Origin of the sequence: Sinanaerobacter chloroacetimidivorans (assembly GCF_018128545.1) — a bacterium.
Lineage (GTDB): Bacteria > Bacillota > Clostridia > Peptostreptococcales > Anaerovoracaceae > Sinanaerobacter > Sinanaerobacter chloroacetimidivorans.
Genome location: NZ_JAGSND010000016.1, coordinates 1 through 25,213 on the forward strand (window position 1 = coordinate 1; position 25,213 = coordinate 25,213).

Here is a 25,213-nt window from a genome sequence, read left to right on the forward strand (position 1 = left end):
AGTTTTCATGAAGAAGCGGCCTATTAAGCGGCTTTCTCGTCTGACTTCGGGATAATTATTTCTTCGGTATTATCCTGGTTATCCCGATATCGGGATAATCAAGATCTTAGCGTAGCCGGCAAACGTGCCGGACTTCAGGGTGAACGATCTGGGCTGTTCATGGAGCAAATCCGCATTGTGAAGGAGATGAGAGCCTATGACAAAGCAAACGGAAGGACAGCTGACGCTGTTCGACCTCGATATATGGTCTGGGAAAATGTACCCGGAGCTTTCTCCAGCGCAGACGGAGAGGACTTCCGGGCGGTACTGGAAGAAACCTGCCGAATTGCTGACAGTACCGTATCTGTACCTCGACCTACGGGAGGGGTATGGCAATCTGCTGGGGCCATATTGGGACCTCAATTCTCCGTTGCTTGGAGAATATACGATGCTCAATACTGGTCCGTCCCACAAAGGCGCAAGCGTATCTTCCTTGTCGCAGATTTTGGAGGCCGCACCGCACCCCAAATACTATTTGAGCAAGACCGCCTGTTTGGGGATTCTGCGCCGGGCGAAGAAACGCGGCAAGGAGCTGCCTTCTGTTCTGAAACAGGCGCTGGAGATCCAGGCGGAAATCCAGCCAATTCCGGAGGAACAAGCGGAGAATCCCTGACCCCGTGGGATGTGCAGAGCCGCAGGATTTATGAGGAGGATGGCGTTTGGCCCTCCCTGTATGGAGGGGAAGGCGGCGGTCATGGGTATGTATCGGCAGAAAAAAACAAGCAAATCACCATCCCCATCAACACACAGATTGCCATGCGGCACAAGCGGATGGGCGAAGGCACCGGGCTGGGCATCGGAGAGAACGGCGACCCGGCCTTTACTTTACAGGCGGCGCATTCCCATGCTGTGTTCAGTACGCAGGTAGAAAGCAACACATCCGTTGCCTTTGCGTGCAATCAGCGGGATGAGGTGCGCGATCTTAATAATGTTGCTGGAGCGATACAAGCCCAGCCCGGTATGAAGCAACAGACCTTTATAGTGGATTCCGCAGATATTACTACATTTCATATCAATCAGCGGGATGAAATAATTGATTTACATGGAATTTCGGGTGCGCTGTTAGCAACTTGCAATATGCAGATGCAAACATTTGTATCTGAGTCTGTTCTTTGCCTGAACGATCAGGGCGGAAGTGTAATGGACGTAAGTCACAATGTTACTGGAACACTTCGGGCACGAATGGATGGCCACCCTCCACTAGTTTTGGGCAACGATCCAGAATTGTTTGAAAATCATGGTATTGACTCGCGCTATACCGGCCCACATGAAGTAGCCCCAACCATGTCTGCCAGATACGGTACCGGCGGCAATAACGTGCCGCTCATTTCCCAGCCGTCTGTGTTTCTTGCGGATTCCGGGGAAGAATCGTCACCTGCCGAAACGTACTGCATTGCCGGCAATATCATTGACAGGCAGGATCACAACGGCGGCAACGGTATGGGGTTTCAGCCGGACATCAGCTACACCTTGAACACCGCGGATCGGCATTGCGTATTTTCCCAGCAGCGGAGCGATGAGTATGCTTCCAATAACGTGGTCAGCACCCAGAGTGCAAGACAGTATAAAGACGCCACCGACCTTGTGTGTGAAACGGATGTTGCTGGTCTGGATTGCCGCAATGGGACGGAAAACGGAAACTTAAGCGGAACACTCCAATCCAAGACGGATGGAGGATATTCCCTCAATAATGTGCATCCTGTCCGCATCGGCAAGCTGATCAGGCGATTGACGCCGCTGGAATGCGAGCGTCTCCAGGGCTTCCCCGATTACTGGACGGACATCCCCGGCGCTTCAGACAGCGCAAGATACAAAGCCCTCGGCAACAGCGTTGCGATCCCCTGTGTTGAGCATGTACTTCGGGGGATCGCTTATTTTTTACGAAAATTTAAACAAGAATGGGAGGAATCCGAATGTATACCTACATCTACCCCGACAACCTGAAATCCAAGGCAGTGCTATGGCTGTGGCAGCTGCGCGACATCGGTATCATCGGCGTTGGCCTTTTGCTTTCTGTGTTTGCGATAGCGCAGCTTAAGTTTCTGCCGCCCATCGTCATCACAGCCCTCTATGCTTTTTTGACCATCCGTTTTGACGATACCAGCATCCTTGATTTTATCCGATACGCCTGCGCCTTTTTCCTTACAAAGCAGCAGACCTATGAATGGGGGTACAGCGAACAATGAGCAAAGCAGAAAAGAAAAATGTGAAACAAAAGCAGTATACCCGCCAGCTTATTAATACCAAGGCGGTCACCGACCATAGTCTGGAAACCTTCCGCGGCGATGAACTGGTGTATTTCATCATCAAGCCTACGAACATTTCCGTTTTATCCGAGGCCAGCATATCGGCTCGGATCTACGCCTTGATGACCGTCCTTAAAGGTGTGGCGGAGCTGGAATTCCTGTGTTCGAACAGCCGGGAAAACTTCGAGGATAACAAAGAGTTTCTTAAAAGCCGCATGGAACAGGAGAACAATCCGGCTGTTCACAGGCTGTTGGAGCATGACCAGACCCACCTTGACCGGATACAGGTACAGATGGCGACGGCACGAGAATTCCTTGTAGTCATACGGCTCCGAAACGAGAAAGAGAACGAAGCGCTTTCCTATTTAAGCCGCATTGAAAAGACACTTCGGGATCAAGGTTTTTCCACAAAGCGCGCCGACAAGGAGGATATCAGGCGTCTGCTGGCGATTTATTTCGAGCAGAACGTCACCACGGAGAAATTTGAGGACTTTGACGGAGAGCGCTGGATGATCCTGAATGAGTGAGTACAGCTCATCCAGACACCTAAAGTGTTCTAAAAAGCCCCAGCCTTTCAGCAGAACGAAACAGGCCGGGCTGCCTTCATCATATAAAAAAAGGAAGTGACCCCTATGGCATATAAGAATAAAGCACAGCGGGCATCTCAAACAGAGGATGTCCGTATTCAGGAATTTTTGGACATGATTGCCCCGTCCGCGATCAAATTTTTTACGGACTATTTCATTTGCGGAAATACATTCCGGTCCGTTTGGGCGCTCCGTGAGTACCCTACCGCTACGGAGGAACAGGCCATCCTCCGGCACCTTGGTGAAAAAGACAGTGTCACCCTCCACATCTACACCCGGCATGTGTCCCCTGTTGAAGAACGCAAAATCATATCAAATGCTGCCAACAAAAACCGTATGCAAAGAAGCAGTACTCAGGATCTGCAGCAAACCGTCACGGCAGAATCGAATCTCCAGGATGTGACCGCTATCGTTGCACAGATGCACCGGAGCAAAGAGCCTCTCCTCCACGCGGCGGTATATATTGAACTGTCCGCTCATGACCTTAACCAGCTGGGGCTCTTGCAGACGGAAGTGCTGACTGAGCTGGTGCGAAGCAAGCTAAATGTTGACCGGCTTCTGCTCCGCCAGCAGCAGGGCTTTTTATCGGTCATGCCAAGTGGCTGGAATGTGTTTTCCGACCAGTTTGAACGGGTGCTGCCCGCCAGCTCCGTTGCCAATCTGTATCCTTTTAACTACAGCGGCAAAACCGATCCCAACGGTTTTTATCTGGGCAGGGATAAATTCGGCAGCAACATCTTAGTAGATTTTAATCGACGTGCCGATGACAAGACCAATGCCAATATTTTGATTTTAGGCAACTCCGGCCAGGGCAAGAGCTACTTATTGAAACTCATCCTTACCAATCTGCGGGAATCCGGCATGAATATCATCTGCCTTGATCCGGAAATGGAGTTTGAGGATCTCACCAATAATCTGGGTGGATGCTTCATCGATCTGATGACGGGCGAATACATCATCAATGTGCTGGAACCCAAGACATGGGATGAAAACGGCAGCCCGGAGGACAAGGATGCACCTCAGACCTTCCGTATCTGCAGCAAGCTTAGCCAGCACATTTCCTTTCTCAAGGATTTTTTTAGAACCTACAAGGATTTTACCGACCGTGAGATTGACACCATCGAGATCATGCTGGGTAAGCTCTACGAAAAATGGGGAATTACCGATCATAGTAATTTTGACCGTTTAAAACCAGAAGATTATCCCATCCTGTCCGACCTGTATGAGCTGATTGAGTCGGAGTACAAAGAATTTGATGAAAGCCGCCGCCAGCTCTATACCGCAGATACCCTGCGGGAAATCTGCCTTGGGCTCCATTCCCTGTGCAAGGGCGCGGAGTCTAAATTCTTTAACGGGCACACCAATATAAAAAACAGTGAGTTCGTGACCTTCGGCGTCAAGGGGCTTCTGCAGACCAGTAAAAATCTGCGCAATGCCCTTCTGTTCAACGTGCTGTCGTATATGAGCAATGAGCTACTCACCACCGGCAATACTGCCGCCAGCATTGATGAATTCTATCTGTTCCTTTCCAACCTGACCGCCGTCGAATATGTCCGTAATTTTATGAAGCGTGTAAGGAAAAAGGACTCGGCAGTAATTCTTTCAAGTCAGAATTTGGAGGATTTCAATCTGGAGGGCATCCGGGAGTACACCAAGCCGCTGTTCTCTATTCCGGCGCACGCATTTCTGTTCAATGCCGGCAATATCGACAAGCGGTTCTATATGGATACCCTGCAGTTGGAGGAATCGGAATACAATCTGATCCGGTATCCGCAGCGGGGCACCTGCCTCTATAAATGCGGCAACGAACGATACAACCTCATGGTTCAGGCCCCGGAATATAAAGCGGCGCTGTTTGGAAAGGCAGGTGGCAGGTAATGGGCAGGCTGGAAGAATTCAAGGAAAATAAGCAGTATATCCTCGAAGATGCCCTCGGCAGCATTACGCCGGCTGACAACCGGGAAGCTGATATTTACAGCTTTATGCGTTCCTATCTGAACGATGAGCTGGGTGGTGTGGACAAGGCGGAGCTGTTAGAGGAACTGGCAAAGTGTATTACTGGCCAACCTTATGACCGGCCTGAAGCCTGGGAACCCTTTTACTCCCAAAAGGAAATTGATGAGCTGGCTGCTGTCATGGACCGATTTATTGACGGCTTGACCGAGGGCTGCGCAGAAGGACATCTGCCTCCGGCTAAAGCCCTCGCTGACAAAGCGTGGTCTGAAATCAGTATGCTGGATGAGAAAACAGGCAATCACCTTCTGGATTCCTGGCGGCGGGATGAAATCTACAACTGGATGAGTGAGGCTTGCGAAGCTTCCATTCAGGAGGCACTGGAGATCAAAAACAGCATGGGCGGAATGCAGATGTTGTAGCGAGGGGGTGAAACAAGCATGGACATGAAAGAGCAGCGCTTCGGGGTTGAAGTTGAAATGACCGGTATAACGAGGAAAGAGGCCGCTGAAATAGCTGCATCCCATTTCGGAACAGTTTCCCATTATGACGGTACTTTTTACGCAACATATTCCGCGCTGGATGAACAGAACCGCAAGTGGAAATTTACCTACGACAGCAGTATCACTGCCCAGCGGAAGGTTGGAAGAACGATAACCGAGGCCTCGGATGAGTATAAAACAGAGATGGTCACCCCCATTTGCCGGTATGAGGACATAGAAACCATTCAGGAGCTGGTAAGAAAGCTCCGTGCGGCAGGCGCAATTGTAAATAATAAGTGCGGCATCCACATCCATATTGACGCTTCTCCGTATAACGCGGGTACACTTAGAAACATCACCAACATCATGGCTTCCAAGGAGGATCTGATTTACAAGGCCATGCAGGTGGAGGTAGCAAGAGAGCGGCAGTATTGCAGGAAGGTGGAGCAGAGTTTTCTCGACGAGATCAACCGGAAAAAGCCCCACACGCTGGACGAGGTAAGCCGCATCTGGTACAACGGCCGCGACGGTCGCTCTGAGCACTACCACGACAGCCGGTACCACTGTTTAAACCTTCACTCGGTTTTCCAGAAAGGTACCATTGAATTCAGGCTGTTTAACAGCACTACTCACGCCGGCAAGATCAAGGCATACATTCAGCTCTGCCTTGCGATCTCCGCACAGGCCCTCAACCAACGATGTGCCAGCCGTCAAAAGACAAAGAGTTCGAATGAAAAATACACCTTCCGCACATGGCTCCTGCGGCTGGGGCTCATCGGTGATGAATACAAAACCGCCCGGCTTCACCTGCTGGAGCATCTGGACGGCTGTATTGCGTGGAAGGACCCAGCGCAGGCACTCCAGCAAAAGGAACGATTAAGACAGAAAAAAGAAAAAGAGCTGGCCGAAGCGGCACAAGCAGCATCGCAACAGCAGGAGCAAACAATTGAAAACGAACAGGAACAGACCGGGGCTGAAGAAGAAAGCCCCGGTCTTTCTATGAGCATGTAAATACTCATGAACCATTCTGGACAAGGAGGAATGAAAAATGAAATCAGAAATGCTGTACATTGCCTACGGCAGCAACCTAAACCTGCCGCAGATGGCGTTCCGCTGCCCTACCGCCAAGGTGGTCGGCGCCAGCGAAATAAAGGATTACGGGCTGCTGTTCTGCGGCAGCCGGAGAAACTCTGTCGCAACGGTGGAGCCGCTTAAGGGTTCCACCGTCCCTGTTCTTCTGTGGACGTTAAAGGAAAGGGATCTGCAGGCTCTCGACCGCTATGAAGGATATCCCCATCTTTACCGCAAGGAGATCCTCGATGTGGAGCTGAAAGGCAGGACGGTTCCCGCCATGGTCTATATCATGAATGAGGGCCATCCCTACGGTTCCCCCTCGGATTACTACCTAAATGTCATTATGGAGGGTTATAAAACCGCAGGCTTTGATACCGAAATTCTGGAACAGGCCGTGGAGAGATCCGTCCAGCTGGCACAGGAACAGCAGGAGCAGGAACCGGAGCAGGGCAATCTGTTCGGCCAGAAATGGTGGTGATGATGCATGGCAGATCCCGCAACCATCGCTCTGGCGGTCAAAGCCGCTGTTGCCGCCGCCACCGACAAGCGAACCTGGAAGGCCCTCGGCGTTATCATCGCTGCCATTTTAACACCTTTTATCCTCATCATTGTGATGATTACCAGCCTTCTCTCCGGCACTACTGACCACAACAACATGGCTGTTCAGCTTTCCTTTCACGGCGGCGTGATCTCCGGGCAGGTACCAGAAGATTACCGCCAGTACATTGAGGATATGCGGTCCGGCTTTACGGAATTGGACGCTGCCATCGCGGACATCACGCCCATGATTGAGGACGGAAGCCTTGACCCCACACAGGTCAAGGCCGTTTTTTATTCTCTGTATTTCGGCGTCGAATCTCTGCGTGGCATGGATTACCGGGGGATTGCCGATTGCTTCGTCCGCTATGAGAAACGCACCCGCACCGTGACGGATGCAGACGGTAATGAAACCGAAGAAACGTATACCGTGGCTGTTCCGATTGACTCCCTGCCTGAAATCTATGCAAATCTTGAAAGTACCCTTGGCCGGGAGATTACCTATGAGAATAAGGCCAACGCCTCAGAAATCTACTATAGGGCGCTGTATGGAACAGGAGCGCCGGGAGAAGGCGATAGTTTTGACCAGTGGTCGGATTGGACACCGGAGCAGCTGGCGGATCTGTTCTACGACCTGCCGGTGGGCGAAACAGGCTCTGAGGCTGTTCAGATTGCCCTGGACCGTCTGGGAGATCCGTATTCCCAGGAGCTTCGAGGTTCTGGCGATTACACCGATTGCAGCTATCTGGTGCAATCGGTGTACCGCCAGCTGGGAGTCAAGCTCCCCGGCACCGCCGCTGCGCAGGGCAAATATTGCGTGGATAACGGCCTGACCATCTCCAAATCAGACCTGGCTCCGGGGGATCTCGTGTTCTGGAGCCACAAGGTAAACGGACGATATCTCAATATTACGCATGTGGGGATTTACGCCGGGGACGGTATGGTGGTGGACGCATCATCCTCCCGTGGCAAGGTAGTATACCGTAGCCTGTTCGATGCGGATAAACAGGTTCTGTACGCAAGGCCATATGCCGAAGCGTCTAAAACAGCATCCGCAAGTGGATTTGTCTCTCCGCTTGGGAGCGGTTGGCGGTCCATGGTAACTTCGGAATTCGGCGGCAGAACTGACCCCGTCACAGGAGAATGGGCCGGACATGACGGTATTGACCTTGGCGCTGCTAAGGGCACGGCAATCCGGGCAGCTAAAGACGGCACAGTGGAAACCGTGAGCTATGGAACTACAGGATATGGTTATCACCTGACCATCGATAACGGCGGCGGGCTGGTCACGCTATATGGTCATTGTTCAGAGATTCTGGTCAGCGAGGGGCAGACCGTAAAGGCCGGAGATGTCATCGCAAGGGTGGGTTCCACCGGAAAGAGCACCGGAAACCACCTGCACTTTGAGGTGAGAGTAAACGGTACAGCAAAAAATCCAAGAAACTATCTGCCATAGGCAGGAAAAGGAAGGAGAACAATATGCTGAATTTACAGGCAGTCTTTGAAAGAAAGACCAATGAATTCCCCGTAAGGGACTGTGTGATTGAAAAAATTGTGGAATTGTCGGAAGAAGAATACCGGCAGTTCAAAAACAATCTGCTCCGGGATACCGGCTTTATTGCAGAGAGTGCGGACTTCATGCTGATGGATGGAAACGGCCTGAATCATTGTTTACTGGTGTTGGAAAAAAATAATTCCGAGGGTGTTCTTATTCAGAGTGAAGGATATGACTATGCCAGGTATGCCAGCCTCCTGCCGGGGGCAAGAGATTTTATCACGGTTCGGTTGGGTAAGCTCGCAGACCAGATCATCAGGGATGGTACACAGAATACCTCCAATGGCACATGGGCTGTTTATTTTGATGAGATCAAAGAGCAGTACGATGCCACCCTTAACTTTGACAACGGTATCGGTGCTATGCTGCTTTCCATCATGGAAGCAAGACCGGAGATGGCGGAAGTGGAACCGATGGAGGATGGCTATGACATGACCTTCTATCTCGATTACTGTCCGAATCTCGACGAGAAAGAAAAGCTCTCCTCCGGAATTCCCGACGATGTGTTTCGCTTAAAAGATTTAATCAGGGTACCTATTGAGGATTTCCACCTTGTTCATCATGAGGTGGACATGGAGCCGGCCACCATCGTATACCTGGCTTCCGACACCCTAACCGATGCCGGAAAACAGGAATGGGGCGATGTTTTGAATACACAGGTGGTGCGTGTGTTTCATGGTATTTATGGTATTCAGGCGGAATGCGCAGGAGTAGATCCCCAGCGTCTCGCTGATTTTTCTCTGATGTTGGCTGGGGATTGCCCCAATGAAGATTATGAAACCTGGGTTAGACCGGAGCCGGATGAACCCGGTATGACCCTGAAATTATAAGGAGGAAAAAATATGAGTACGACTGAATTAAAAGTCCTTTTCCCTTCGGAGCGGCTGGATGCCCTCCGTTTTTTCATGGAGAAAAAGGAACAGACCATTGAGCAGGAGTTGAAGGATTACCTCGACAAGACCTATGAGAAGGTAGTTCCCACTCAAGTAAGAGAGTACGTGGAGAGCCGCATGGAACAGACTCCTGCACAGGAGCAGGCATCGGAGGCTGAACAGACTCCTGCCTCCAGAGAACGTCCAGCGCGTCAGACCCGCCGTCAGCGGGAGCAGGCTGCGCCTGAAATACCTCCTTCTCCGGAAGCGCAGACCGAAGCAGAAGGCCCCGGCGAAGAAGAAACTCCGGGCATGACTATGAGCATGTAAATCGCAGAAAAGAAAAAGGAGGTGCTGAAAATGATTCGACTTGGTATAGATAACGGAAATTACAACACCAAATCCTCGGAGGGGATGCTTTATGCCTCCGGCTATGCGGCAAGCGACAAGGAATTCATCACGCCGGAGATGCAGCTCTTTTTTGAGGGCAGATATTATGCCATCGGGGAACGCCGTATGCGCTTCCAACAGGATAAGACCAGGGAGCCGGACGCTTTTCTTTTGACACTGCCGGCTATCGCGGATGCCATGAAAAAAGCAGGAACCACCAACGCGGAAATCGTCCTTGGCGTGGGACTGCCCATTGACAGTTACGGTATGCAGAAGGAAGCATTCCGTAGGTATTTCCTGCGTGACAATATCTCGTTTCGGTTCGAGGGAACATTCTACCGCTGCCATATTGAAGAGTGCAAGGTGTTCGCCCAGGGGCATGCGGCGCTGTGCCGCTATTACCCGCAGCTGAAGGATTACCGGAGCATCACTCTGGTGGACATCGGCGGCTATACGGTGGATATCCTCACGCTCCATGACTTCCGTCTGGACAGGTCGAGCTGTGCCAGCCTGCGCATGGGTACCATCACCCTGTACAGCCGGATTCAGGATACGCTCCAGCGCAGTGACATCCTCCTGTCGGATGAACTCATCACCGATGCCATCCGCGGGGAGATCCAACATGCCGACAGCAAATTGATTGAAACTGTGGTGGAGCAGGCTGTGGCAGTTTACTGCAAGGAACTGTTCAACGCCCTGCGGGAGCGCGGACTGGATCTGAGGCTCCCCACGGTGTTCGCGGGCGGCGGCGCTGAACTGCTTGAACCCATGTTGCACGGGAGCGGCCTGAATACGGTGGCGGTGCTGAACCGGTTCGCCAACGCAGATGGCTACAAGCTCCTGATGGGGTGAGCCTATGGCCGAGCGAAAACGATATTATCTTTCCTTCGATATGGACAGCCCAAGGCATCGGGAAGCGGAAGCGCTGTTTGCGCAGCAGGCCAGCCGGCAGCGCACCGAGTATGTGGTCAACAGTATCCTGACGGCACATCAGACGGAGAACCTGGAACAGATCGTCCGGCAGGCAGTCCGGGATGAACTGCAAAGTGCCAAGTTGCCATCGCCAACCACGCTGCCGGGGAAAACGGATACCGGTGTTCAGTTGTCCGATCTTCCCGGCAGCCTGATCCATGCGCTGGAGGAATTGTAACCATGTTGGCTCACTTTCCTGCCGTCGCTATGACGGAGGGTCGGAAAATGCACCAACATGGCTCACTTTCCTCTGAGAAAAGCAGAAAGGAGTGAACCTATCTTGAAAATGTCAACCATTCAAATTCAGTATGATACCGGGAAGTTGTGCGCTCTCCGGCAATGCATGCCCGATGAAACAGCGCTAGAGGCCGGACTGGAGGCTTCCCTCAAAGCTTTGTATGAAAAACATGTTCCAGCCGAAGTACGAGAATATATCGACAGCCAGAAAGGAGGCGATGCTTCATGAAAGAACCGATTACGCTGGAACAGTTTGTGCAGGAACATCCTCACGACATGATCCAGATAATGTCACCCGGCGGTTATGTTACTATCTCACCCAATCTACCATTGACCGAATTATCCGCTCATGCGGGTGTGCGGGGTACGGAAATTCCAATCCCCTGGGAGGAATTGAAGGACCAGATTGTCGAAAACTGCAATTACAATGAGATCGATGGGAACTGGTATCTGCTTACAGGCGAGCCCTCTCAGGACTACCCTGTTCAGGCTCCTGAAATGCACCTGTGAAGCAAAGAAAAAGGTTGCTAAGAAAGTCGGCATACGATTGTATTTTTATCTCTGTTGTTCGCGCTGTGGGTACTAACAAATAATCCTGCAAAGTGAGCAGTTTATGGCAGAATACCTGGGACTGGAGGAATAAGGTGCCGACTCCAACCGGCCCGCCGCGAAAAGACTGGCATAACCGGCCACATGACACTGTCAACCCGGAGATATCCGGGCTTATTTTAGTTGCCGCAATGACAGCCAGCTGTTGCCGCCCGTGTGCCCCTGTGTCGGCTTTTGACGGCAGGAGTGGCACCGTAACACCTGAAGACGGGCAATGCGCCGTGTAAGGGCTTTGTGAAGGAGCTTGGGAAAAGAGAAAAAGCGCCCTTCGCAGAAACCTAAAACCCTACCGAAAGAGGGCTGAACCATGGGGTCGAAAACGATGCGGGTTAAAGGAGCGGGGTCGTAAACGCCCCACTCCGGCTCACATCTCCCCGCAATGCGGGGAGAAAAGCGGTTTTTCACCGGGGTCGTAAAAACACCCAAGGAGTTGTTTCCGGAGTTGTAAGGAAAACAGAATACCGATAAAAGCGGGAAATAAAGGCTTTTCATAGGGGTTGCGACAGGTGTTGCACCTCTTTTTTGATAGAAAAGGAGGTTTGCTATGTCAGAAGAAGAAAAAATCAAAAAAAAGTTCCCTTTGTGGATGTATCCGGAAACCAGACAGCTGGTGGCAGACTGGTACAAAAGGGATAACTGCCAAAGCCAGAGTGAATTCATTGAAAAGGCAATTAAATTCTACTGCGGCTATATCTCAGCAGAGGAAGGCGTCCGGTTCCTCCCTGCAGCCATTACTTCGGCCATGACAGGCATGGTGGATGGTCTGGAAAACCGTATGGCACGACTTACCTTCAAGTTGGCGGTGGAGATGAGCATGATGATGAACATCCTCGCCGTCAATGCAGATTACGATGAAAACACGCTGCGCAAGCTCCGCGGCAAATGTGTGGAGGACGTGAAACGGTCAGTGGGTTCCGTGACCTTTGAGGATGTTGTGAGCTTCCAGAAGCCGGAAAGGCGTGACTGATCATGCCACGAATTATCTTTAAATGCCGCTACTTAAAAAATGCGGCGGCCCACGCGGAAAATCTGGTAACCTATGTTGCCACACGGGATGGTGTAGAGAAGCTTCCGGAGCGGATGCGAAACCGTCATGCCACAAATAAGCAAAAGCTGCTGGTATCGGATATTTTGGAGCAGTTTCCGGATTCCACCGGACTTTTTGAGTATGAGGATTATCTGGCGAAGCCTACCATGGAAAACGCCTCGGAATTTATCTCCGCTGCCCTGGATCAGAATCTTGACCAGCTGGCACACAAGGAAGTCTATGTCAACTATATCGCTACCCGCCCTCATGCTGAACGACTGGATACCCATGGCCTGTTCTCTGATGAGGATATTCCGCTGGTATTGTCACAGACGGCGCAGGAGGTGGCGGCACATACCGGAAACATCTGGACACCTATCATATCGTTGCGGAGGGAAGATGCCACCCGGCTGGGGTACGACAATGCTGCCGCATGGATGGCACTGCTGCGCAAGCAGCGGAATGTCTTTGCCCAACAGATGAAAATCGAACCGGAGAACCTGCGGTGGTATGCTGCCTATCACGATGAGGGTCATCACCCTCACTGCCATATGATCGTGTATTCGGTCGATCCCCGTGAGGGCTTTGTAACGAAGCCGGGCATTGAAGCCATGCGCAGCAGTCTGGCGCGGGAAATCTTTCAGCAGGATCTGCTCCAGATTTATGCAGAGCAGACAGAGCGTAGAAATGCACTGACATCGCAGAGCCGGGATGCCCTGCAGGTACTTCTGGTACAAATGCAGACCGGTGCCTGTGACAATCCCGTGCTGGAGGAACTACTTTCTCAGCTGGCAGAACGGCTTCGGCACACCACTGGTAAAAAGCAGTATGGCTATCTAAAAGCACCGGTTAAGGAACTGGTGAACCGGATCGTGGATGAACTGGCGAAGGAAGAACGTGTGGCAGCGGCTTACGCCCAATGGTACGAGCTTCGCAATGAGGTACTGCGTACTTACAGAGATGAGCTTCCGCCACCACTCCCTCTTTCTCAGCAAAAGGAATTTAAACAGATAAAGAATATGGTAATTGCGGAAGCAGTCCGGCTGGGCAATCAGGAGTTCACCTTTGAGGGGGATGATCAGGCGGAACCGCCTCTGGAGTATGAACCTATCATGGAGGAAACGTTCATTCCGGAGGATCTGGAAGTGATGCCAGATGCGGAGCCTGACGAGGAATTGACTGAGGAAGCAGAAGACTATCGATCCGAGCCTGACAACGATCATGACTTCGAATCGCCCAACGTACATTCCGGCAGTACGGATACAGTATCATCCAGCGGGAAGCCACATATCGCATGGAACAGCCGCTATAAGCAGGCCCGAGCATTCCTATACGGCAGTGATCTTTTAGAGCCGGACTTTGAACAGGCTCTTGCCCTGTTCCTGCTGGAAGCGGAGGATGGCAATGCCCTTGCCATGCATGATCTGGGAAGAATGTACGCAGACGGTCTGGGTGTAGAGATGGATGCAGACGTTGCCTTTGTCTGGTACGGAAAGGCCCTTGCCGTTTTTATGGCAATTGAAGCCAAGAAGGAACATCGCTATGTAGAATACCGTATCGGTAAGCTGTATGCAGCAGGGCTTGGCACGGAGAAGGACTATTTAGAAGCGGCAGACTGGTTTCAGCAAGCGGCTTCCAAGCGCCATAAATATGCCCAATACTCTCTTGGCGGTTTGTATTTCTGGGGCCAGGGCGTGGAGCAGGATTTTCAGACGGCATTCAGCCTGTACAAACGTTCGGCCGCTCAGGGAATGCCTTATGCAGATTATGAGCTGGCAAAGATGTACCGGGACGGAGTTGGAACAGCACGGAATGCTGGCGAAGCAGAGCTGCACTTTGAGGCCGCTTTCCATGGTTTTCAGCAAATGGAACGGCAAAGCCGTGATGACAAGCTGCAATACCACCTTGGACAGATGCTTTACACCGGCACCGGAACAGAAAAAGATGTGGACGAGGCTCTTCGCTATTTTGAAAAGTCTGCCCGGCTGGGGAATGTCCACGCACAATATATGCTGGGAAAAATTTATCTGGATGCGGACAGCGGGCATTTTAATGCGGAGAAAGCCATCCTATGGCTCACAAAATCAGCGGATAACGGCAATGCGCTGGCACAGTATGCTCTCGGAAAACTTTTCCGGGACGGAAATCATGTGGAAAAGGATATATCAAAAGCAATTGCGCTTTTTACACTGGCAGCAGAGCAGGATAATTCCTACGCTGCCTATGCTCTGGGAAAGCTCTATCTGCAGGGAGATGACATACCCAAGGTTATGGATGCCGCATTAAAGTGGCTGACAAAATCTGCTGACCTTGGCAACCAATTTGCGCAATATGTTCTTGGCAAACTGTACCTGACTGGTGAGGATGTGCCAAAGAACATTTCCAAGGCGCTGGAGCTGTTTCATAAATCAGCGGAGCAAGGCAACCAATTTGCACAGTACCAGCTCGGTAAGCTGTACCTGAAAGGAGAGGATGTTCCAAAAAACATTGGAGATGCCATTCGTTGGCTTACAGCCGCCGCAGAGCAGGAAAATCAATATGCGCAGTACCAGCTTGGAAAGCTGTATCTGCTTGGCGAAGATGTTACTAAGAATATAGAAGTTGCTATACGCTGGCTGACCGCTTCGGCGGAGCAGGGTAACCAGTTTGCGCAATATACCCTCGGTAAACTTTATCTGCTGGGACGGGATATCCCTCGTGACCGGGAGGCCGCTGTGAGGTGGCTCACCCTTTCTGCGGAACAGGGCAATCTATATGCACAGTTTTTTCTTGACCATCTGGACTCGTTCAGGGACCCTTCCTTATTTCTGGCTGTCACCCGGCTCTTACATCATGCCAGCCGGATATTTCAGGAGGAAGCCAGAAGACTGCCAGGTGCTCCCGGTATGCACACAGATAGCAAACTGAGCAGAAGACTCCGGCAGAAAAAGATTGCCCAGGGCCATGCACCGGACGATCACGAACAAAAATTCACAACCTACTAAATGTGAAGGAGGTTTCCATGCGAAAACAATCTCATGGGCAGACGAAACAGCTGCCCTCCATACAGCAAAAACAATTGTATCCCAAGCCGTCCGTTCATCAACGGGCGGCGTTTTTTTGTGTCCGCCACGGGCACATGCGCTGCGGGAAACGCAAGCGATAAAGGAGGTGCTTCGGTATGGCATATGTGTATTTTACTGATGAACAAAAGCAGCGGGCCAACGCAGTGGATCTGGTGGACTTCCTCCAGAGGCAAGGAGAGCAGCTGGTTCGTTCCGGTCGGGAATATCGCTGGAAGCGGTATGACAGTGTTACTGTGCGTGGCAACGAATGGTTCCGTCATTCCCGCAAGGAGGGTGGCCGTGCCATTGACTTTGTTCAGCAATTCTACGATATGAGCTTCCCGGATGCAGTCTCCTTTCTGCTCGGCGGGGAATCCGGTGTGGAATGGAACCAGACAGAGAAGAGCGCCCCTCCGCCTCGTAAGGAATTTTCACTACCGGAGGAAAATCCGGACATGCGCCGTGTTTTCGCCTATCTCATCAAGCAGCGCTTCATAGATCGGGACGTACTGTCCCATTTTGCACACAAAAAGCTCATCTATGAGGATAAGCAGTATCATAACGCTGTGTTTGTAGGGCTGGATGAAAATGCAGTTGCCAGGCACGCCCATAAACGAGGTACTTTTACTCAGGGTGAGCCTTACAAGGGAAATGTGGAGGGAAGTGATCCCTGTTATAGCTTCCACTGGATCGGGGAAAGTGACACCCTCTATGTCTTTGAAGCTCCGGTGGATATGCTGTCCTTCATTACCCTGAATAAGCAGGACTGGAAGCAGCACAGCTATGTGACGCTGGACGGTGTATCGGAGCATGCCCTGCTGCGCCAACTGGAGCTGCATCCGCATCTGAAGAACCCGGTGCTGTGTCTGGACCATGACGCGGCGGGGATTGAAGCCACTGGCCGGCTCAAGGATATTCTCTGCGAGAAGAATTATTACGATCCTGCCTATATGGACATTTCCGTTCTCAGATCGGAGTTTAAGGACTGGAATGAGGACTTAAAGGCTCTTCATGGCATCGATCCCATTCCGGCACAAGAGCATCCGAAGCTGGTGCTTCTGCCACAGATGTGTTCGGCAGTGCTGGAGGTTTGTCGAATGCAGTCTGTAAATCAGGAGGCTAATGCCCGTCTGCTGAATGAATGTGAACAGCTGGCGCCCCTGTTGCGCTCAGATAGTCTCCAGCGAAACGTATTAGAGGAACAATGCCGCCAGACAGTGGCTTGTGCTTTGATTTCCATTCAGAATACCTGCCGGCAGATGGAAATTCCGGTATCCATGGAGCGTGTAACCGGCTGGCTGCAGGCGGAATACAAACCTCATGAAGATAGGGGCTGGCTGCGCTCCAAAGCGGAGGATATTCGAATTGCCGTGAGGGATGTGTCCAGCCGCATCCGTACTCCTGGTATCCGCACGGCAGACGAACAGAAGCTTTTTATGCGCTCCTGCCTTACACTGGCGCTAAGCTGTATGAAAGCGCAAATGTTCATCGTGCTGGAAGCGCAGGAGCAAGCACCCAGGCAGGAGAAAACTGTAAATTTTACCATGACGATGTGAAGGAGGGATGACTGTGCAAACATCGCAACTTGTAACGCTGCTTGCTGCCGGACTGACCATGTTCGGTGTGATCGGCTTTTTATCACTGCTTGCTCACTATTATACCTTAAACGGTATCAAGTCAAAAACCGTAGGTGATGGTCAGCATGGTACAGCAAGATGGGCAACCAAAAAGGAAATACAGACAGTATATACGGCAGTCCGGTATGAGCCGGAAAAATGGCGGAAGGGAGAAAATCTCCCGACGGCACAAGGGTTAATTGTGGGCTGGAAAAAGGCTTCCCTATTCGACAAGACCGCTCCCCACGGCTATGCGCTAGTGGATGACGATGATGTCCACTGCCTGATGATCGGTGCGGCAGGTGTCGGCAAGACCGCCAATTTTCTCTATCCTAACCTGGAGTATGCCTGTGCTTCCGGTATGAGCTTTATCACAACCGATACCAAGGGTGACCTTTATCGTAACTATGCGGGTATTGCTAAGCATTACTACGGCTACCAGGTGTCAGTCATTGACCTTAGGAATCCCACCCGCTCGGACGGCAACAATCTGCTTCATCTGGTAAACCGCTATATGGATTTGTACCTTGCACATCCGGAAAGTCTGGCATATAAGGCCAGAGCGGAGAAGTATGCGAAAATAACCGCCAAGACTATCATCAGCTCCGGAGGCTTTGACAGCTCTGCAGCTGGACAAAATGCCTTCTTTTATGATGCGGCTGAAGGACTCTTAACCTCAGTAATCTTGTTAATTGCTGAATACTGTGAGCCCAAAGAGCGGCATATCGTGTCTGTGTTCAAGCTCATTCAAGATCTGTTAGCGCCCAGCGGTGTCAAGGGTCGAACACTGTTCCAGATGCTACTGGCACACCTACCGGACGATCATAAAACAAAGTGGTTTGCCGGTGCTGCTCTAAACAGCGCAGAGCAGGCCATGCAGAGTGTCCTGTCCACAGCACTGTCCCGGCTTAATGCATTCTTGGACTCGGAGCTGGAGCAGATACTGTGCTTTGACACTGCTATTGATGCAGAAAAGTTCTGTAAGCAAAAAGGTGCTATTTTCCTTGTTATGCCAGAGGAAGATAATACGAAATATTTTATCATCAGCCTGATTGTTCAGCAGCTTTACCGTGAAATCCTTTCGGTAGCAGATGAGTATGGAGGTAAGCTCCCGAACCGTATCATGATGTTTTTGGATGAGATTGGAACCATACCGAAAATTGAGTCTGCAGAAATGATGTTCTCGGCCAGCCGCTCCCGACGTGTATCGATTGTCGCCATCATTCAAAGCTTTGCGCAGTTAGAGAAAAACTATGGAAAAGAGGGCGCCGCCATAATTATTGATAACTGTCAGGACACCGTGTTCGGCGGCTTTGCTCCCAACAGTGAATCGGCGCAGATTTTGTCAAAGGCTCTTGGTAGCCAGACCGTTATGAGCGGTTCCATCAGTCGGGGAAAGAACGATCCCAGTCAATCCCTGCAGATGATTGAGCGCCCATTGATGACGCCCGATGAACTTAAGTCCATGCTCAAGGGCCGATTTATCGTCACTAAGACCGGAGTCTATCCCATGCGCACCCGTTTAAAGCTGTTTTTGGATTGGGGTATCACTTTCGGCAAGCCCTATGAGATTGCCGAACAGTCTGCCCGACAGGTACAATATGCAGACCGGCGCAAAGTGGAAGAAAAAATTATCCGGCGCCATGCCGCCTGTGAGGACGTTCCGGAGGAAACTGGGGCGGAGGCGACTACATCAGGAGGGATATTTCATACGTCGACGCCGACGATTAATCTTGATCCCTTTGAACAAAAGCAGGAGTCTACAAGGAGGTGAAGTTGTGGGTTATTATACATCCCTATATTCCTCGGAACTGCCGCACCGGGCTGTGGCGGTATATATGTATCTGCGTGATCGCTGTGATAAGGACGGCAAATGTTACCCAGCGATTGGTACCATCGCCAGAGAGCTGAAGTTATCCCGAAGCACCGTCAAACGTGCCCTTGCCGACCTGGAAAAGAACGGCCGTATCCGCAAGGAGCAAAGGTGGAGGGAAAATGGCGGTAAGAGCAGCAACATGTTTTATCTGGCGCAGAGAAATTCCAACTGATCCGGTAAAAAGTATGATCTTCCCGCCAGGGGGAAGGTCTGTTCTATTCATGGTCCAAGGGAGGGGTCATGGTGGACCATCAAGGGGAACTTCTCACTCTAAGTAAAAAACAACATCAGAAAAAGAATAATAGGGGATAGATCGTCAGAGTTCCACTTTTATCGTGATGGGGGAATTACCGCAGTATCCGGATGGATCACGATGATTCCCTTTTTTCCTGGCATATGCAATGAGCTGTGCCGCTGGCTCCAAGTAGGTAATGATATCATCATAAACTGCAGTATTGCTTACAGTATAAATTACAGTCACCCTTCGTGTGTTGGAAGATGATCAGGGACAATAATGAGCATAAAATCCGGATTATTGCTGATACCATAAAAGTGTTGAAAGAGCCTTTGAGAAAAAGAGTTTAGGGATGTTGATAAAAAAATGAAAAATAAAAAACGAAAGAATTCGTAGACCTTCTCTTTTTTATGCAAAAATATAAAAATAACTGTTGCAAAATACAACTGTTGTATGTTATTATGATTCCGAGGTGATGATATGATTAACCAAGGAAGTGAAACCTTGCGAGAGTTGATTCGGATACTTGTCAGAGATTTAGGCATTCTAGAAAAAAGCGATGCTTCTTGTTGTGGAGTTACAATTACGCAGTGCCATGCCGTCGTTGAAATTGGACGAAAAGGAAAGATTTCATTAGTTGATCTCGCTGGATTGTTGGGATTGGATAAAAGTACAATGAGCCGGACAATCAATAATTTGGTGGAATCAGATTTGGTTCTCCGGGACTTAGATACGGAAAACAGACGGTATGTAATTATTCAGTTAACTGAAAATGGCAGAAACGTATTCAAGAATATCGAAGAAAGTATGAATGGGTATTATAAGAGCATTTTCAACTCAATTCCGGAAAACAAAAGGAGCCAAGTGATGGAGAGCTTACAACTTCTCACAAATGCGGTCGAAAGCAACAAATGTTGCTAAGAGCTTCAAATTATTAGAAAAACTAATACAGGAGGTAATTTTTTATGGCAAAGAGTATTCAGGATGAAATCAAAACGTATTATGGCGCCATTGCGAAAAAGGTAAGCGATAATGCAAAGGCATCCTGCGGATGTGGAACGTCTTGCTGCGGCGATACTGCTAAAGAGTCCATTCTTTATTCTGAAGATTTTACAGCGGGAATACCCATTGAGGCGATTAATGCTTCTTTAGGGTGCGCCAATCCCCTCGTGCTTGCAAATTTACAACCAGGAGAAACTGTCCTTGACTTAGGTAGCGGCGGAGGTATTGATGTCCTGATTTCCTCAAAATATGTAGGGGAAACTGGAAAAGTCTATGGACTGGATATGACGGATGAAATGCTGGAATTAGCAAATCAGAATAAGAAAAAAAGCGGTGCGGAAAATGTGGAATTCATCAAAGGGTATATTGAGGATATTCCCTTGCAGGATGAAACTGTTGACGTAGTTACTTCGAATTGCGTAATTAATTTGAGCGAAAGCAAGGAAGATGCATTGGGAGAGGCTTACCGGGTAATGAAAAAAGGCGGAAGACTTGCTATAGCGGATATCGTTCAATTAAAAGCGGTTTCAGATGAAATAAGAGAGAGTATTCAGATGTGGGTGGGTTGTATTTCCGGTGCATTAACCGTAGAGGATTACAAAAGAATCCTGAAAAAGGTTGGCTTTAAAGAGATTGAGATCACCCCTGTAAACATCTACACTAAGGATGTAATTAAAGATATTGCAGAATCCAAAAATCTAGGTGACATTTACTCTAAAATGGATGAAACTGCATTGGATGGAGCTTTTGCAGGCGCACATGTTAAGGCTTACAAATAGGGAGAAAATTTATGGATTATAAAGTTGAAGTAATGAAAGCATCCGACTGGACACAGGTTGCAAAGATTTATACAGAAGGAATAAATACCAAAATCGCTACATTTCAAAGTGAGGCACCAAGCTGGGAAGAGTGGAATAAAGGACATTGTGAATCCTGCCGTTTAGTAGCCAGGGATGGTGATATCATTTTGGGCTGGGCTGCTTTATCTCCCGTTTCCAGCCGGTGTGTTTATGCCGGGGTTGCAGAAGTAAGTATTTATATTGGTAAGCAATATCAAGGTCAAAAAGTTGGTACTACACTTCTGGATAAATTAATTGAACTCTCAGAAGAAAACGGGTATTGGACATTGCAATCAGGAATTATAAAAGAGAATACCTCCAGCTTGAATCTACATAAAAAATGTGGTTTTAGGGAAATTGGTTATAGAGAAAGACTCGGTAAAATGAATAACGGTAAGTGGCATGATGTAGTATTAGTTGAACGAAGAAGTAAACTCGTTGGCTAATTGATAAAGCAAGAACCGGAGGTGTATGAACATGTTAATTTTCATAATAGGTATACTTTTACTTTTTATTATTGCATTAATCCCAGGTAATAACAATTCGGCATATGAAGAATATTGCCGGAATGAATGCTGGAGCAGAAGGAAGCCCTGCTGCTATCGGTAAACTTGAGACTGCTGAACACATAAACATTATTGACTTTAGTATTAGCCAAAGCACGACATCTTAGGCCGCTTTTCGAAGCGGTCTTTTTAAAAAAATACATATTGACATACATCGATATGAAGCTTATAATAATACATATCGATAAATGTAAATGTGAGGTGAGAAAATTGGAAAATAACTTTGAGAAAAGCGCACGAGTTTTTAAGGCACTCTGTGATCCTAACCGTTTGATGATTATTGAATTGCTGAAAAGTGGTGAGAAATGTGCATGTAATCTTTTAGAGGAATTGAATATCTCGCAATCAACATTATCCCACCACATGAAATTGTTATGTGAGTCCGGTGTGGTTAACTGCCGACGTGATGGAAAGTGGATGAACTATTCCCTTAGTAAAAAAGGATTTGAAAATGCACACCGTTTATTAGAGGAAATAATGGAGGCAGCTGTACTCCTTGACATAGATGGAGAATGTGACTGCGAATAAAACAGGAGGAATTATTATGCGTATTGTTATTATTGGTGCGGTAGCTGCCGGAACATCTGCTGCCGCAAAAGCCAGAAGAAACAGTGAGGATTCAGAAATTGTTATTTATGAAAAAGATAATTTTATATCTTACTCCGGTTGTGGTATGCCTTATTACATTGGCGGAGAAGTAGAAAGTGCAGGTGAGCTGACTCCTCGTGATCCAGCATTTTTCAAAAGCAAATATAATGTAGATATTCACACGTTGCATGAGGTTGTTTCAATCCATCCCGATGAGAAAAAAGTATCTGTCAGGAACCTTTCAACTGATGAGATGTTCACCGATTATTATGATCGGTTGGTACTTGCCACTGGCGCAAGAGCAGTTATTCCACCGATTAAAGGAACTGACTTTGAGCATGTATTTACCTTACGAAATATCAATGACATGAATCAAATTAAAAATTTTATAGACAGCCACCGCCCTCAATCTGCTGCGATTGTCGGTACAGGTTTTATTGGTCTTGAGGTGTGTGAGAATCTGCAGAAGCTTGGGATCAATGTGACTATGATTGAAAAACTGCCTCAGGTGACTCCGGGGTTGGACAGTGATATGGCTGTTTATGTTGAAGAACATCTGAAAAGTAAGAGTGTATCCGTGGTGACAGGTTCTTCTGTCGAAGAGATTACAGAAAAGGCTGTTATTCTATCGGATAATACGGAAGTTGCTGCGGATGTGGTACTGCTCTCAACGGGAGTCCGTCCGAACAGCGAGCTTGCAAAGTCGGCAGGAATTGAACTGGGTGTTACGGGTGCGATTAAAGTTAACAGCAAAATGGAAACCAGCCAGAAGGATATCTATGCCTGTGGAGACTGTATCGAGCAATTTCATGTTGTAACAGGAAAACCAGTATATCGGCCACTTGGCTCTACTGCCAACAAGACCGGCCGGATCGCCGGTGACAGCATCACTGGCGGCAGACTTGAATTCCGTGGAGTGCTTGGAACCGGTATATTTAAAATCTTTGATTTAACAGTGGCCCAGACAGGGCTCTCCGAACGGGAAGCAACGGAACAGGGGTATGAAGTTGTTGTATGCCATAATATCAAGCCGGATAAACCGGAATATATGGGCGGCAAGGAAATGGTAATCAAGGGAATCGCTGATAAGAACAGCGGCAGACTTTTAGGTGTACAAATTATCGGTTATGCTGGGGTTGATAAACGTATTGATGTATTTGCAACGGCCATTACCTATAAGGCACAGGTAGAAGATCTATTCCATCTTGATCTTGCTTATGCTCCCCCTTTCTCGACCACTAAAGATCCTGTGATGTATACCGGAATGATACTGGACAATGCCATTCAGGGTGGCCGTCCACTGATAACTGCCAAGGAACTGGACGCATTAATGGAATCAGGAGAAAAATATAACCTGATTGATGCACGTGTAGCAGCACAATATGATAAGGGGCATATTGACAATGCACAGAGTATTCCTCATTCCAAACTCAGGGATGCAGCCAATGAATTTGACCAGGACACTATTGCGGTTACCTATTGCAATAAAGGTGTTACTGGCAATGCTGCACAGAATATTTTGTTGGGGAAAGGTTATAAAAAAGTGTTCAATCTATCCGGTGGTCATAAACAATATAAGAAAACACATCAAGATTAAAAAATATTGTAACACATGGTATCTTATCGGCATAATATGATTGTATGCTCATATAGTAATGCTGATTTGATTGCCATGGCTTATCTGGAAAGGCAATCCAAAACATTTAGTACAGTTTAAAACTTTTCCTGAATGTCTTAATAATTATTTGTGAAATCATTTTACTGGAGGAAATATAGAAATGCAAAAACAAAAGTTATCTTTTCTAGATCAGTTTTTGACCCTATGGATTTTTTTGGCAATGGGAGTAGGGGTTTTATTAGGATTTTTATTTCCAAGCCTTGCAAAAACCTTGGAAGGTATGAGTACAGGTACAACATCATGGCCCATAGCTATCGGCCTTATCATAATGATGTACCCACCTTTGGCGAAAATTAAGTTTGAGGAAATGGGTAAGGTTTTCAAGGATAAAAAGATCCTTGTACTTTCTCTCATTCAGAACTGGATCGTAGGCCCAATATTAATGTTTGTTCTGGCAATCCTGTTTTTGCCTGACATGCCGAATTATGCAATAGGGTTGATAATTATTGGTCTGGCACGTTGTATTGCAATGGTAATTGTGTGGAATACGCTCGCCAAAGGTGATAATGAGTATTGTGCTGCGCTGGTAGCTTTGAATTCCATCTTTCAGATCTTACTTTATCCCGTGTACATTTATTTGTTTGTGACTGTTCTGCCAAATTGGCTGGGACTCTCATGGGGCGGTACGGTTGTGAATATCTCTATTCTAGATGTTGCCAAAAGTGTTCTGGTTTACCTGGGTATTCCTTTCGTTGCCGGCTTTTTGACAAGAACCATCCTGATAAAGAGTAAAAGCAAAGAATGGTATGAAAAAGTTTTCATTCCTAAAATATCTCCCATTGCTTTAATTGCACTGCTTTATACAATCATTGTCATGTTTGTGTTAAAGGGACAATATATCGTGTCTTTACCTCTTCATGTGGTAAGAATAGCGATTCCTTTACTTTTATACTTTGCGATTATGTTCCTTGCCAGTTTCTATATGTCATATAAAAAGAAAATCGATTATGAGCGTACCATAACACTCTCTTTTACGGCAGCAAGCAATAATTTTGAGCTGGCAATCGCAGTGGCAGTGGCAGTTTTCGGAATTTCTTCTGACCAGGCATTTGCAGCGGTAATAGGTCCGCTTATTGAGGTGCCTGTGATGATCGCACTCGTAAATCTCGCATTGCATTTTAAAAATAAATACTTTAGTCCAAACGGAATGGTTAAGACTAATTAGATGATGAAAAAGGTTGACTTTAAC

General features: G+C 48.5%; 27 protein-coding genes. 26 read left to right on the forward strand and 1 reads right to left on the reverse strand.

Annotated elements, in window-relative coordinates; translation table 11 throughout:
• Positions 1-57 precede the first annotated feature (57 nt).
• The 20 genes from KCX82_RS17785 (at position 58) to KCX82_RS17885 (ending at position 19,288) form a co-directional block, all read left to right on the forward strand.
• Entirely contained in the window at positions 58-1,983 is a 1,926-nt protein-coding gene (locus KCX82_RS17785) for a DNA cytosine methyltransferase (RefSeq protein ID WP_227019925.1), read from the forward strand.
• Positions 1,953-2,225 carry a hypothetical protein gene (locus KCX82_RS17790; RefSeq protein ID WP_014315001.1) on the forward strand — a complete coding sequence of 91 codons (273 nt, stop codon included), beginning with the start codon at positions 1,953-1,955 and terminating at the stop codon, positions 2,223-2,225. The genes KCX82_RS17785 and KCX82_RS17790 overlap by 31 nt, the downstream gene beginning before the upstream one ends.
• Positions 2,222-2,812 carry a hypothetical protein gene (locus tag KCX82_RS17795; protein ID WP_014315000.1) on the forward strand — a complete coding sequence of 197 codons (591 nt, stop codon included), beginning with the start codon at positions 2,222-2,224 and terminating at the stop codon, positions 2,810-2,812. The genes KCX82_RS17790 and KCX82_RS17795 overlap by 4 nt, the downstream gene beginning before the upstream one ends.
• Positions 2,813-2,917: 105 nt before the next feature.
• Positions 2,918-4,750 (forward strand): VirB4 family type IV secretion system protein, encoded by a 1,833-nt coding sequence (locus KCX82_RS17800; RefSeq protein WP_014314999.1) that lies wholly within the window; start codon positions 2,918-2,920, stop codon positions 4,748-4,750.
• The gene (locus KCX82_RS17805) at positions 4,750-5,247 is read left to right on the forward strand and encodes a hypothetical protein (RefSeq protein ID WP_014314998.1); all 498 of its coding nucleotides are present in this window, start codon (positions 4,750-4,752) and stop codon (positions 5,245-5,247) included. The genes KCX82_RS17800 and KCX82_RS17805 overlap by 1 nt, the downstream gene beginning before the upstream one ends.
• Before the next feature lie 18 nt (positions 5,248-5,265).
• Positions 5,266-6,318 (forward strand): amidoligase family protein, encoded by a 1,053-nt coding sequence (locus KCX82_RS17810; protein WP_014314997.1) that lies wholly within the window; start codon positions 5,266-5,268, stop codon positions 6,316-6,318.
• A gap of 37 nt (positions 6,319-6,355) precedes the next feature.
• Positions 6,356-6,859: a gamma-glutamylcyclotransferase family protein gene (locus KCX82_RS17815; protein ID WP_014314996.1), complete on the forward strand. Its 504-nt coding sequence runs from the start codon at positions 6,356-6,358 to the stop codon at positions 6,857-6,859.
• A 135-nt stretch (positions 6,860-6,994) separates the two neighbouring features.
• On the forward strand, positions 6,995-8,374 hold the full coding sequence (locus KCX82_RS23170; protein WP_319633367.1) for a peptidoglycan DD-metalloendopeptidase family protein: 1,380 nt from the start codon (positions 6,995-6,997) through the stop codon (positions 8,372-8,374).
• Between the two features lie 23 nt (positions 8,375-8,397).
• Complete coding sequence (locus KCX82_RS17830; protein ID WP_014314994.1) at positions 8,398-9,303, forward strand: DUF6329 domain-containing protein; 906 nt, start codon at positions 8,398-8,400, stop codon at positions 9,301-9,303.
• A gap of 12 nt (positions 9,304-9,315) precedes the next feature.
• On the forward strand, positions 9,316-9,675 hold the full coding sequence (locus tag KCX82_RS17835; protein ID WP_014314993.1) for a DUF6103 family protein: 360 nt from the start codon (positions 9,316-9,318) through the stop codon (positions 9,673-9,675).
• A 30-nt stretch (positions 9,676-9,705) separates the two neighbouring features.
• Positions 9,706-10,587, forward strand: coding sequence for a ParM/StbA family protein (locus tag KCX82_RS17840; RefSeq protein WP_014314992.1), 882 nt, complete (start codon positions 9,706-9,708; stop codon positions 10,585-10,587).
• 4 nt (positions 10,588-10,591) lie between these two features.
• Positions 10,592-10,885: a hypothetical protein gene (locus KCX82_RS17845; protein ID WP_041700325.1), complete on the forward strand. Its 294-nt coding sequence runs from the start codon at positions 10,592-10,594 to the stop codon at positions 10,883-10,885.
• 108 nt (positions 10,886-10,993) lie between these two features.
• Positions 10,994-11,173, forward strand: a complete 180-nt coding sequence (locus KCX82_RS17850) for a DUF6103 family protein (RefSeq protein ID WP_227019849.1) — start codon at positions 10,994-10,996, stop codon at positions 11,171-11,173.
• On the forward strand, positions 11,170-11,454 hold the full coding sequence (locus KCX82_RS17855; RefSeq protein ID WP_014314990.1) for a hypothetical protein: 285 nt from the start codon (positions 11,170-11,172) through the stop codon (positions 11,452-11,454). The genes KCX82_RS17850 and KCX82_RS17855 overlap by 4 nt, the downstream gene beginning before the upstream one ends.
• A gap of 92 nt (positions 11,455-11,546) precedes the next feature.
• Positions 11,547-11,780 (forward strand): hypothetical protein, encoded by a 234-nt coding sequence (locus KCX82_RS17860; RefSeq protein ID WP_227019850.1) that lies wholly within the window; start codon positions 11,547-11,549, stop codon positions 11,778-11,780.
• A gap of 317 nt (positions 11,781-12,097) precedes the next feature.
• A complete protein-coding gene (locus KCX82_RS17865; protein ID WP_227019851.1) occupies positions 12,098-12,520 on the forward strand; it encodes a hypothetical protein in 423 nt (140 codons plus the stop codon).
• A gap of 2 nt (positions 12,521-12,522) precedes the next feature.
• Positions 12,523-15,564 carry a MobP3 family relaxase gene (mobP3, locus tag KCX82_RS17870; RefSeq protein ID WP_227019852.1) on the forward strand — a complete coding sequence of 1,014 codons (3,042 nt, stop codon included), beginning with the start codon at positions 12,523-12,525 and terminating at the stop codon, positions 15,562-15,564.
• 176 nt (positions 15,565-15,740) lie between these two features.
• Entirely contained in the window at positions 15,741-17,180 is a 1,440-nt protein-coding gene (locus tag KCX82_RS17875; protein ID WP_227019853.1) for a DUF3991 domain-containing protein, read from the forward strand.
• A 13-nt stretch (positions 17,181-17,193) separates the two neighbouring features.
• Entirely contained in the window at positions 17,194-19,014 is a 1,821-nt protein-coding gene (locus KCX82_RS17880; protein WP_227019854.1) for a VirD4-like conjugal transfer protein, CD1115 family, read from the forward strand.
• Between the two features lie 4 nt (positions 19,015-19,018).
• Entirely contained in the window at positions 19,019-19,288 is a 270-nt protein-coding gene (locus tag KCX82_RS17885; RefSeq protein WP_227019855.1) for a helix-turn-helix domain-containing protein, read from the forward strand.
• Positions 19,289-19,432: 144 nt separating this feature from the next.
• On the opposite strand, the gene KCX82_RS17890 is transcribed toward KCX82_RS17885, so the two are convergent.
• Positions 19,433-19,597, reverse strand: coding sequence for a hypothetical protein (locus KCX82_RS17890; protein WP_227019856.1), 165 nt, complete (start codon positions 19,595-19,597; stop codon positions 19,433-19,435).
• Positions 19,598-19,831: 234 nt separating this feature from the next.
• On the opposite strand from KCX82_RS17890, the gene KCX82_RS17895 reads away from it, so the two are divergent.
• The 6 genes from KCX82_RS17895 (at position 19,832) to arsB (ending at position 25,189) form a co-directional block, all read left to right on the forward strand.
• Entirely contained in the window at positions 19,832-20,272 is a 441-nt protein-coding gene (locus tag KCX82_RS17895) for a MarR family winged helix-turn-helix transcriptional regulator (RefSeq protein WP_227019857.1), read from the forward strand.
• Positions 20,273-20,316: 44 nt separating this feature from the next.
• Entirely contained in the window at positions 20,317-21,132 is an 816-nt protein-coding gene (gene arsM, locus KCX82_RS17900) for an arsenite methyltransferase (RefSeq protein WP_227019858.1), read from the forward strand.
• An 11-nt stretch (positions 21,133-21,143) separates the two neighbouring features.
• Entirely contained in the window at positions 21,144-21,638 is a 495-nt protein-coding gene (locus tag KCX82_RS17905; protein ID WP_227019859.1) for a GNAT family N-acetyltransferase, read from the forward strand.
• Positions 21,639-21,902: 264 nt separating this feature from the next.
• A complete protein-coding gene (locus KCX82_RS17910) occupies positions 21,903-22,286 on the forward strand; it encodes an ArsR/SmtB family transcription factor (RefSeq protein WP_465250678.1) in 384 nt (127 codons plus the stop codon).
• A 16-nt stretch (positions 22,287-22,302) separates the two neighbouring features.
• The gene (locus tag KCX82_RS17915; RefSeq protein ID WP_227019860.1) at positions 22,303-23,943 is read left to right on the forward strand and encodes an FAD-dependent oxidoreductase; all 1,641 of its coding nucleotides are present in this window, start codon (positions 22,303-22,305) and stop codon (positions 23,941-23,943) included.
• A 181-nt stretch (positions 23,944-24,124) separates the two neighbouring features.
• Entirely contained in the window at positions 24,125-25,189 is a 1,065-nt protein-coding gene (gene arsB, locus KCX82_RS17920; protein ID WP_227019861.1) for an ACR3 family arsenite efflux transporter, read from the forward strand.
• Positions 25,190-25,213 lie beyond the last annotated feature (24 nt).

What these genes read in the sequence shown, in the direction of transcription:
- KCX82_RS17790 (WP_014315001.1), top strand. Translation starts at nt 1,953, where the DNA reads ATGTATACCTACATCTACCCCGACAACCTGAAATCCAAGGCAGTGCTA.
- KCX82_RS17795 (WP_014315000.1), top strand. Translation starts at nt 2,222, where the DNA reads ATGAGCAAAGCAGAAAAGAAAAATGTGAAACAAAAGCAGTATACCCGC.
- KCX82_RS17800 (WP_014314999.1), top strand. Translation starts at nt 2,918, where the DNA reads ATGGCATATAAGAATAAAGCACAGCGGGCATCTCAAACAGAGGATGTC.
- KCX82_RS17805 (WP_014314998.1), top strand. Translation starts at nt 4,750, where the DNA reads ATGGGCAGGCTGGAAGAATTCAAGGAAAATAAGCAGTATATCCTCGAA.
- KCX82_RS17810 (WP_014314997.1), top strand. Translation starts at nt 5,266, where the DNA reads ATGGACATGAAAGAGCAGCGCTTCGGGGTTGAAGTTGAAATGACCGGT.
- KCX82_RS17815 (WP_014314996.1), top strand. Translation starts at nt 6,356, where the DNA reads ATGAAATCAGAAATGCTGTACATTGCCTACGGCAGCAACCTAAACCTG.
- KCX82_RS23170 (WP_319633367.1), top strand. Translation starts at nt 6,995, where the DNA reads ATGATTACCAGCCTTCTCTCCGGCACTACTGACCACAACAACATGGCT.
- KCX82_RS17830 (WP_014314994.1), top strand. Translation starts at nt 8,398, where the DNA reads ATGCTGAATTTACAGGCAGTCTTTGAAAGAAAGACCAATGAATTCCCC.
- KCX82_RS17835 (WP_014314993.1), top strand. Translation starts at nt 9,316, where the DNA reads ATGAGTACGACTGAATTAAAAGTCCTTTTCCCTTCGGAGCGGCTGGAT.
- KCX82_RS17840 (WP_014314992.1), top strand. Translation starts at nt 9,706, where the DNA reads ATGATTCGACTTGGTATAGATAACGGAAATTACAACACCAAATCCTCG.
- KCX82_RS17845 (WP_041700325.1), top strand. Translation starts at nt 10,592, where the DNA reads ATGGCCGAGCGAAAACGATATTATCTTTCCTTCGATATGGACAGCCCA.
- KCX82_RS17850 (WP_227019849.1), top strand. Translation starts at nt 10,994, where the DNA reads ATGTCAACCATTCAAATTCAGTATGATACCGGGAAGTTGTGCGCTCTC.
- KCX82_RS17855 (WP_014314990.1), top strand. Translation starts at nt 11,170, where the DNA reads ATGAAAGAACCGATTACGCTGGAACAGTTTGTGCAGGAACATCCTCAC.
- KCX82_RS17865 (WP_227019851.1), top strand. Translation starts at nt 12,098, where the DNA reads ATGTCAGAAGAAGAAAAAATCAAAAAAAAGTTCCCTTTGTGGATGTAT.
- mobP3 (WP_227019852.1), top strand. Translation starts at nt 12,523, where the DNA reads ATGCCACGAATTATCTTTAAATGCCGCTACTTAAAAAATGCGGCGGCC.
- KCX82_RS17875 (WP_227019853.1), top strand. Translation starts at nt 15,741, where the DNA reads ATGGCATATGTGTATTTTACTGATGAACAAAAGCAGCGGGCCAACGCA.
- KCX82_RS17895 (WP_227019857.1), top strand. Translation starts at nt 19,832, where the DNA reads ATGATTAACCAAGGAAGTGAAACCTTGCGAGAGTTGATTCGGATACTT.
- arsM (WP_227019858.1), top strand. Translation starts at nt 20,317, where the DNA reads ATGGCAAAGAGTATTCAGGATGAAATCAAAACGTATTATGGCGCCATT.
- KCX82_RS17905 (WP_227019859.1), top strand. Translation starts at nt 21,144, where the DNA reads ATGGATTATAAAGTTGAAGTAATGAAAGCATCCGACTGGACACAGGTT.
- KCX82_RS17915 (WP_227019860.1), top strand. Translation starts at nt 22,303, where the DNA reads ATGCGTATTGTTATTATTGGTGCGGTAGCTGCCGGAACATCTGCTGCC.
- arsB (WP_227019861.1), top strand. Translation starts at nt 24,125, where the DNA reads ATGCAAAAACAAAAGTTATCTTTTCTAGATCAGTTTTTGACCCTATGG.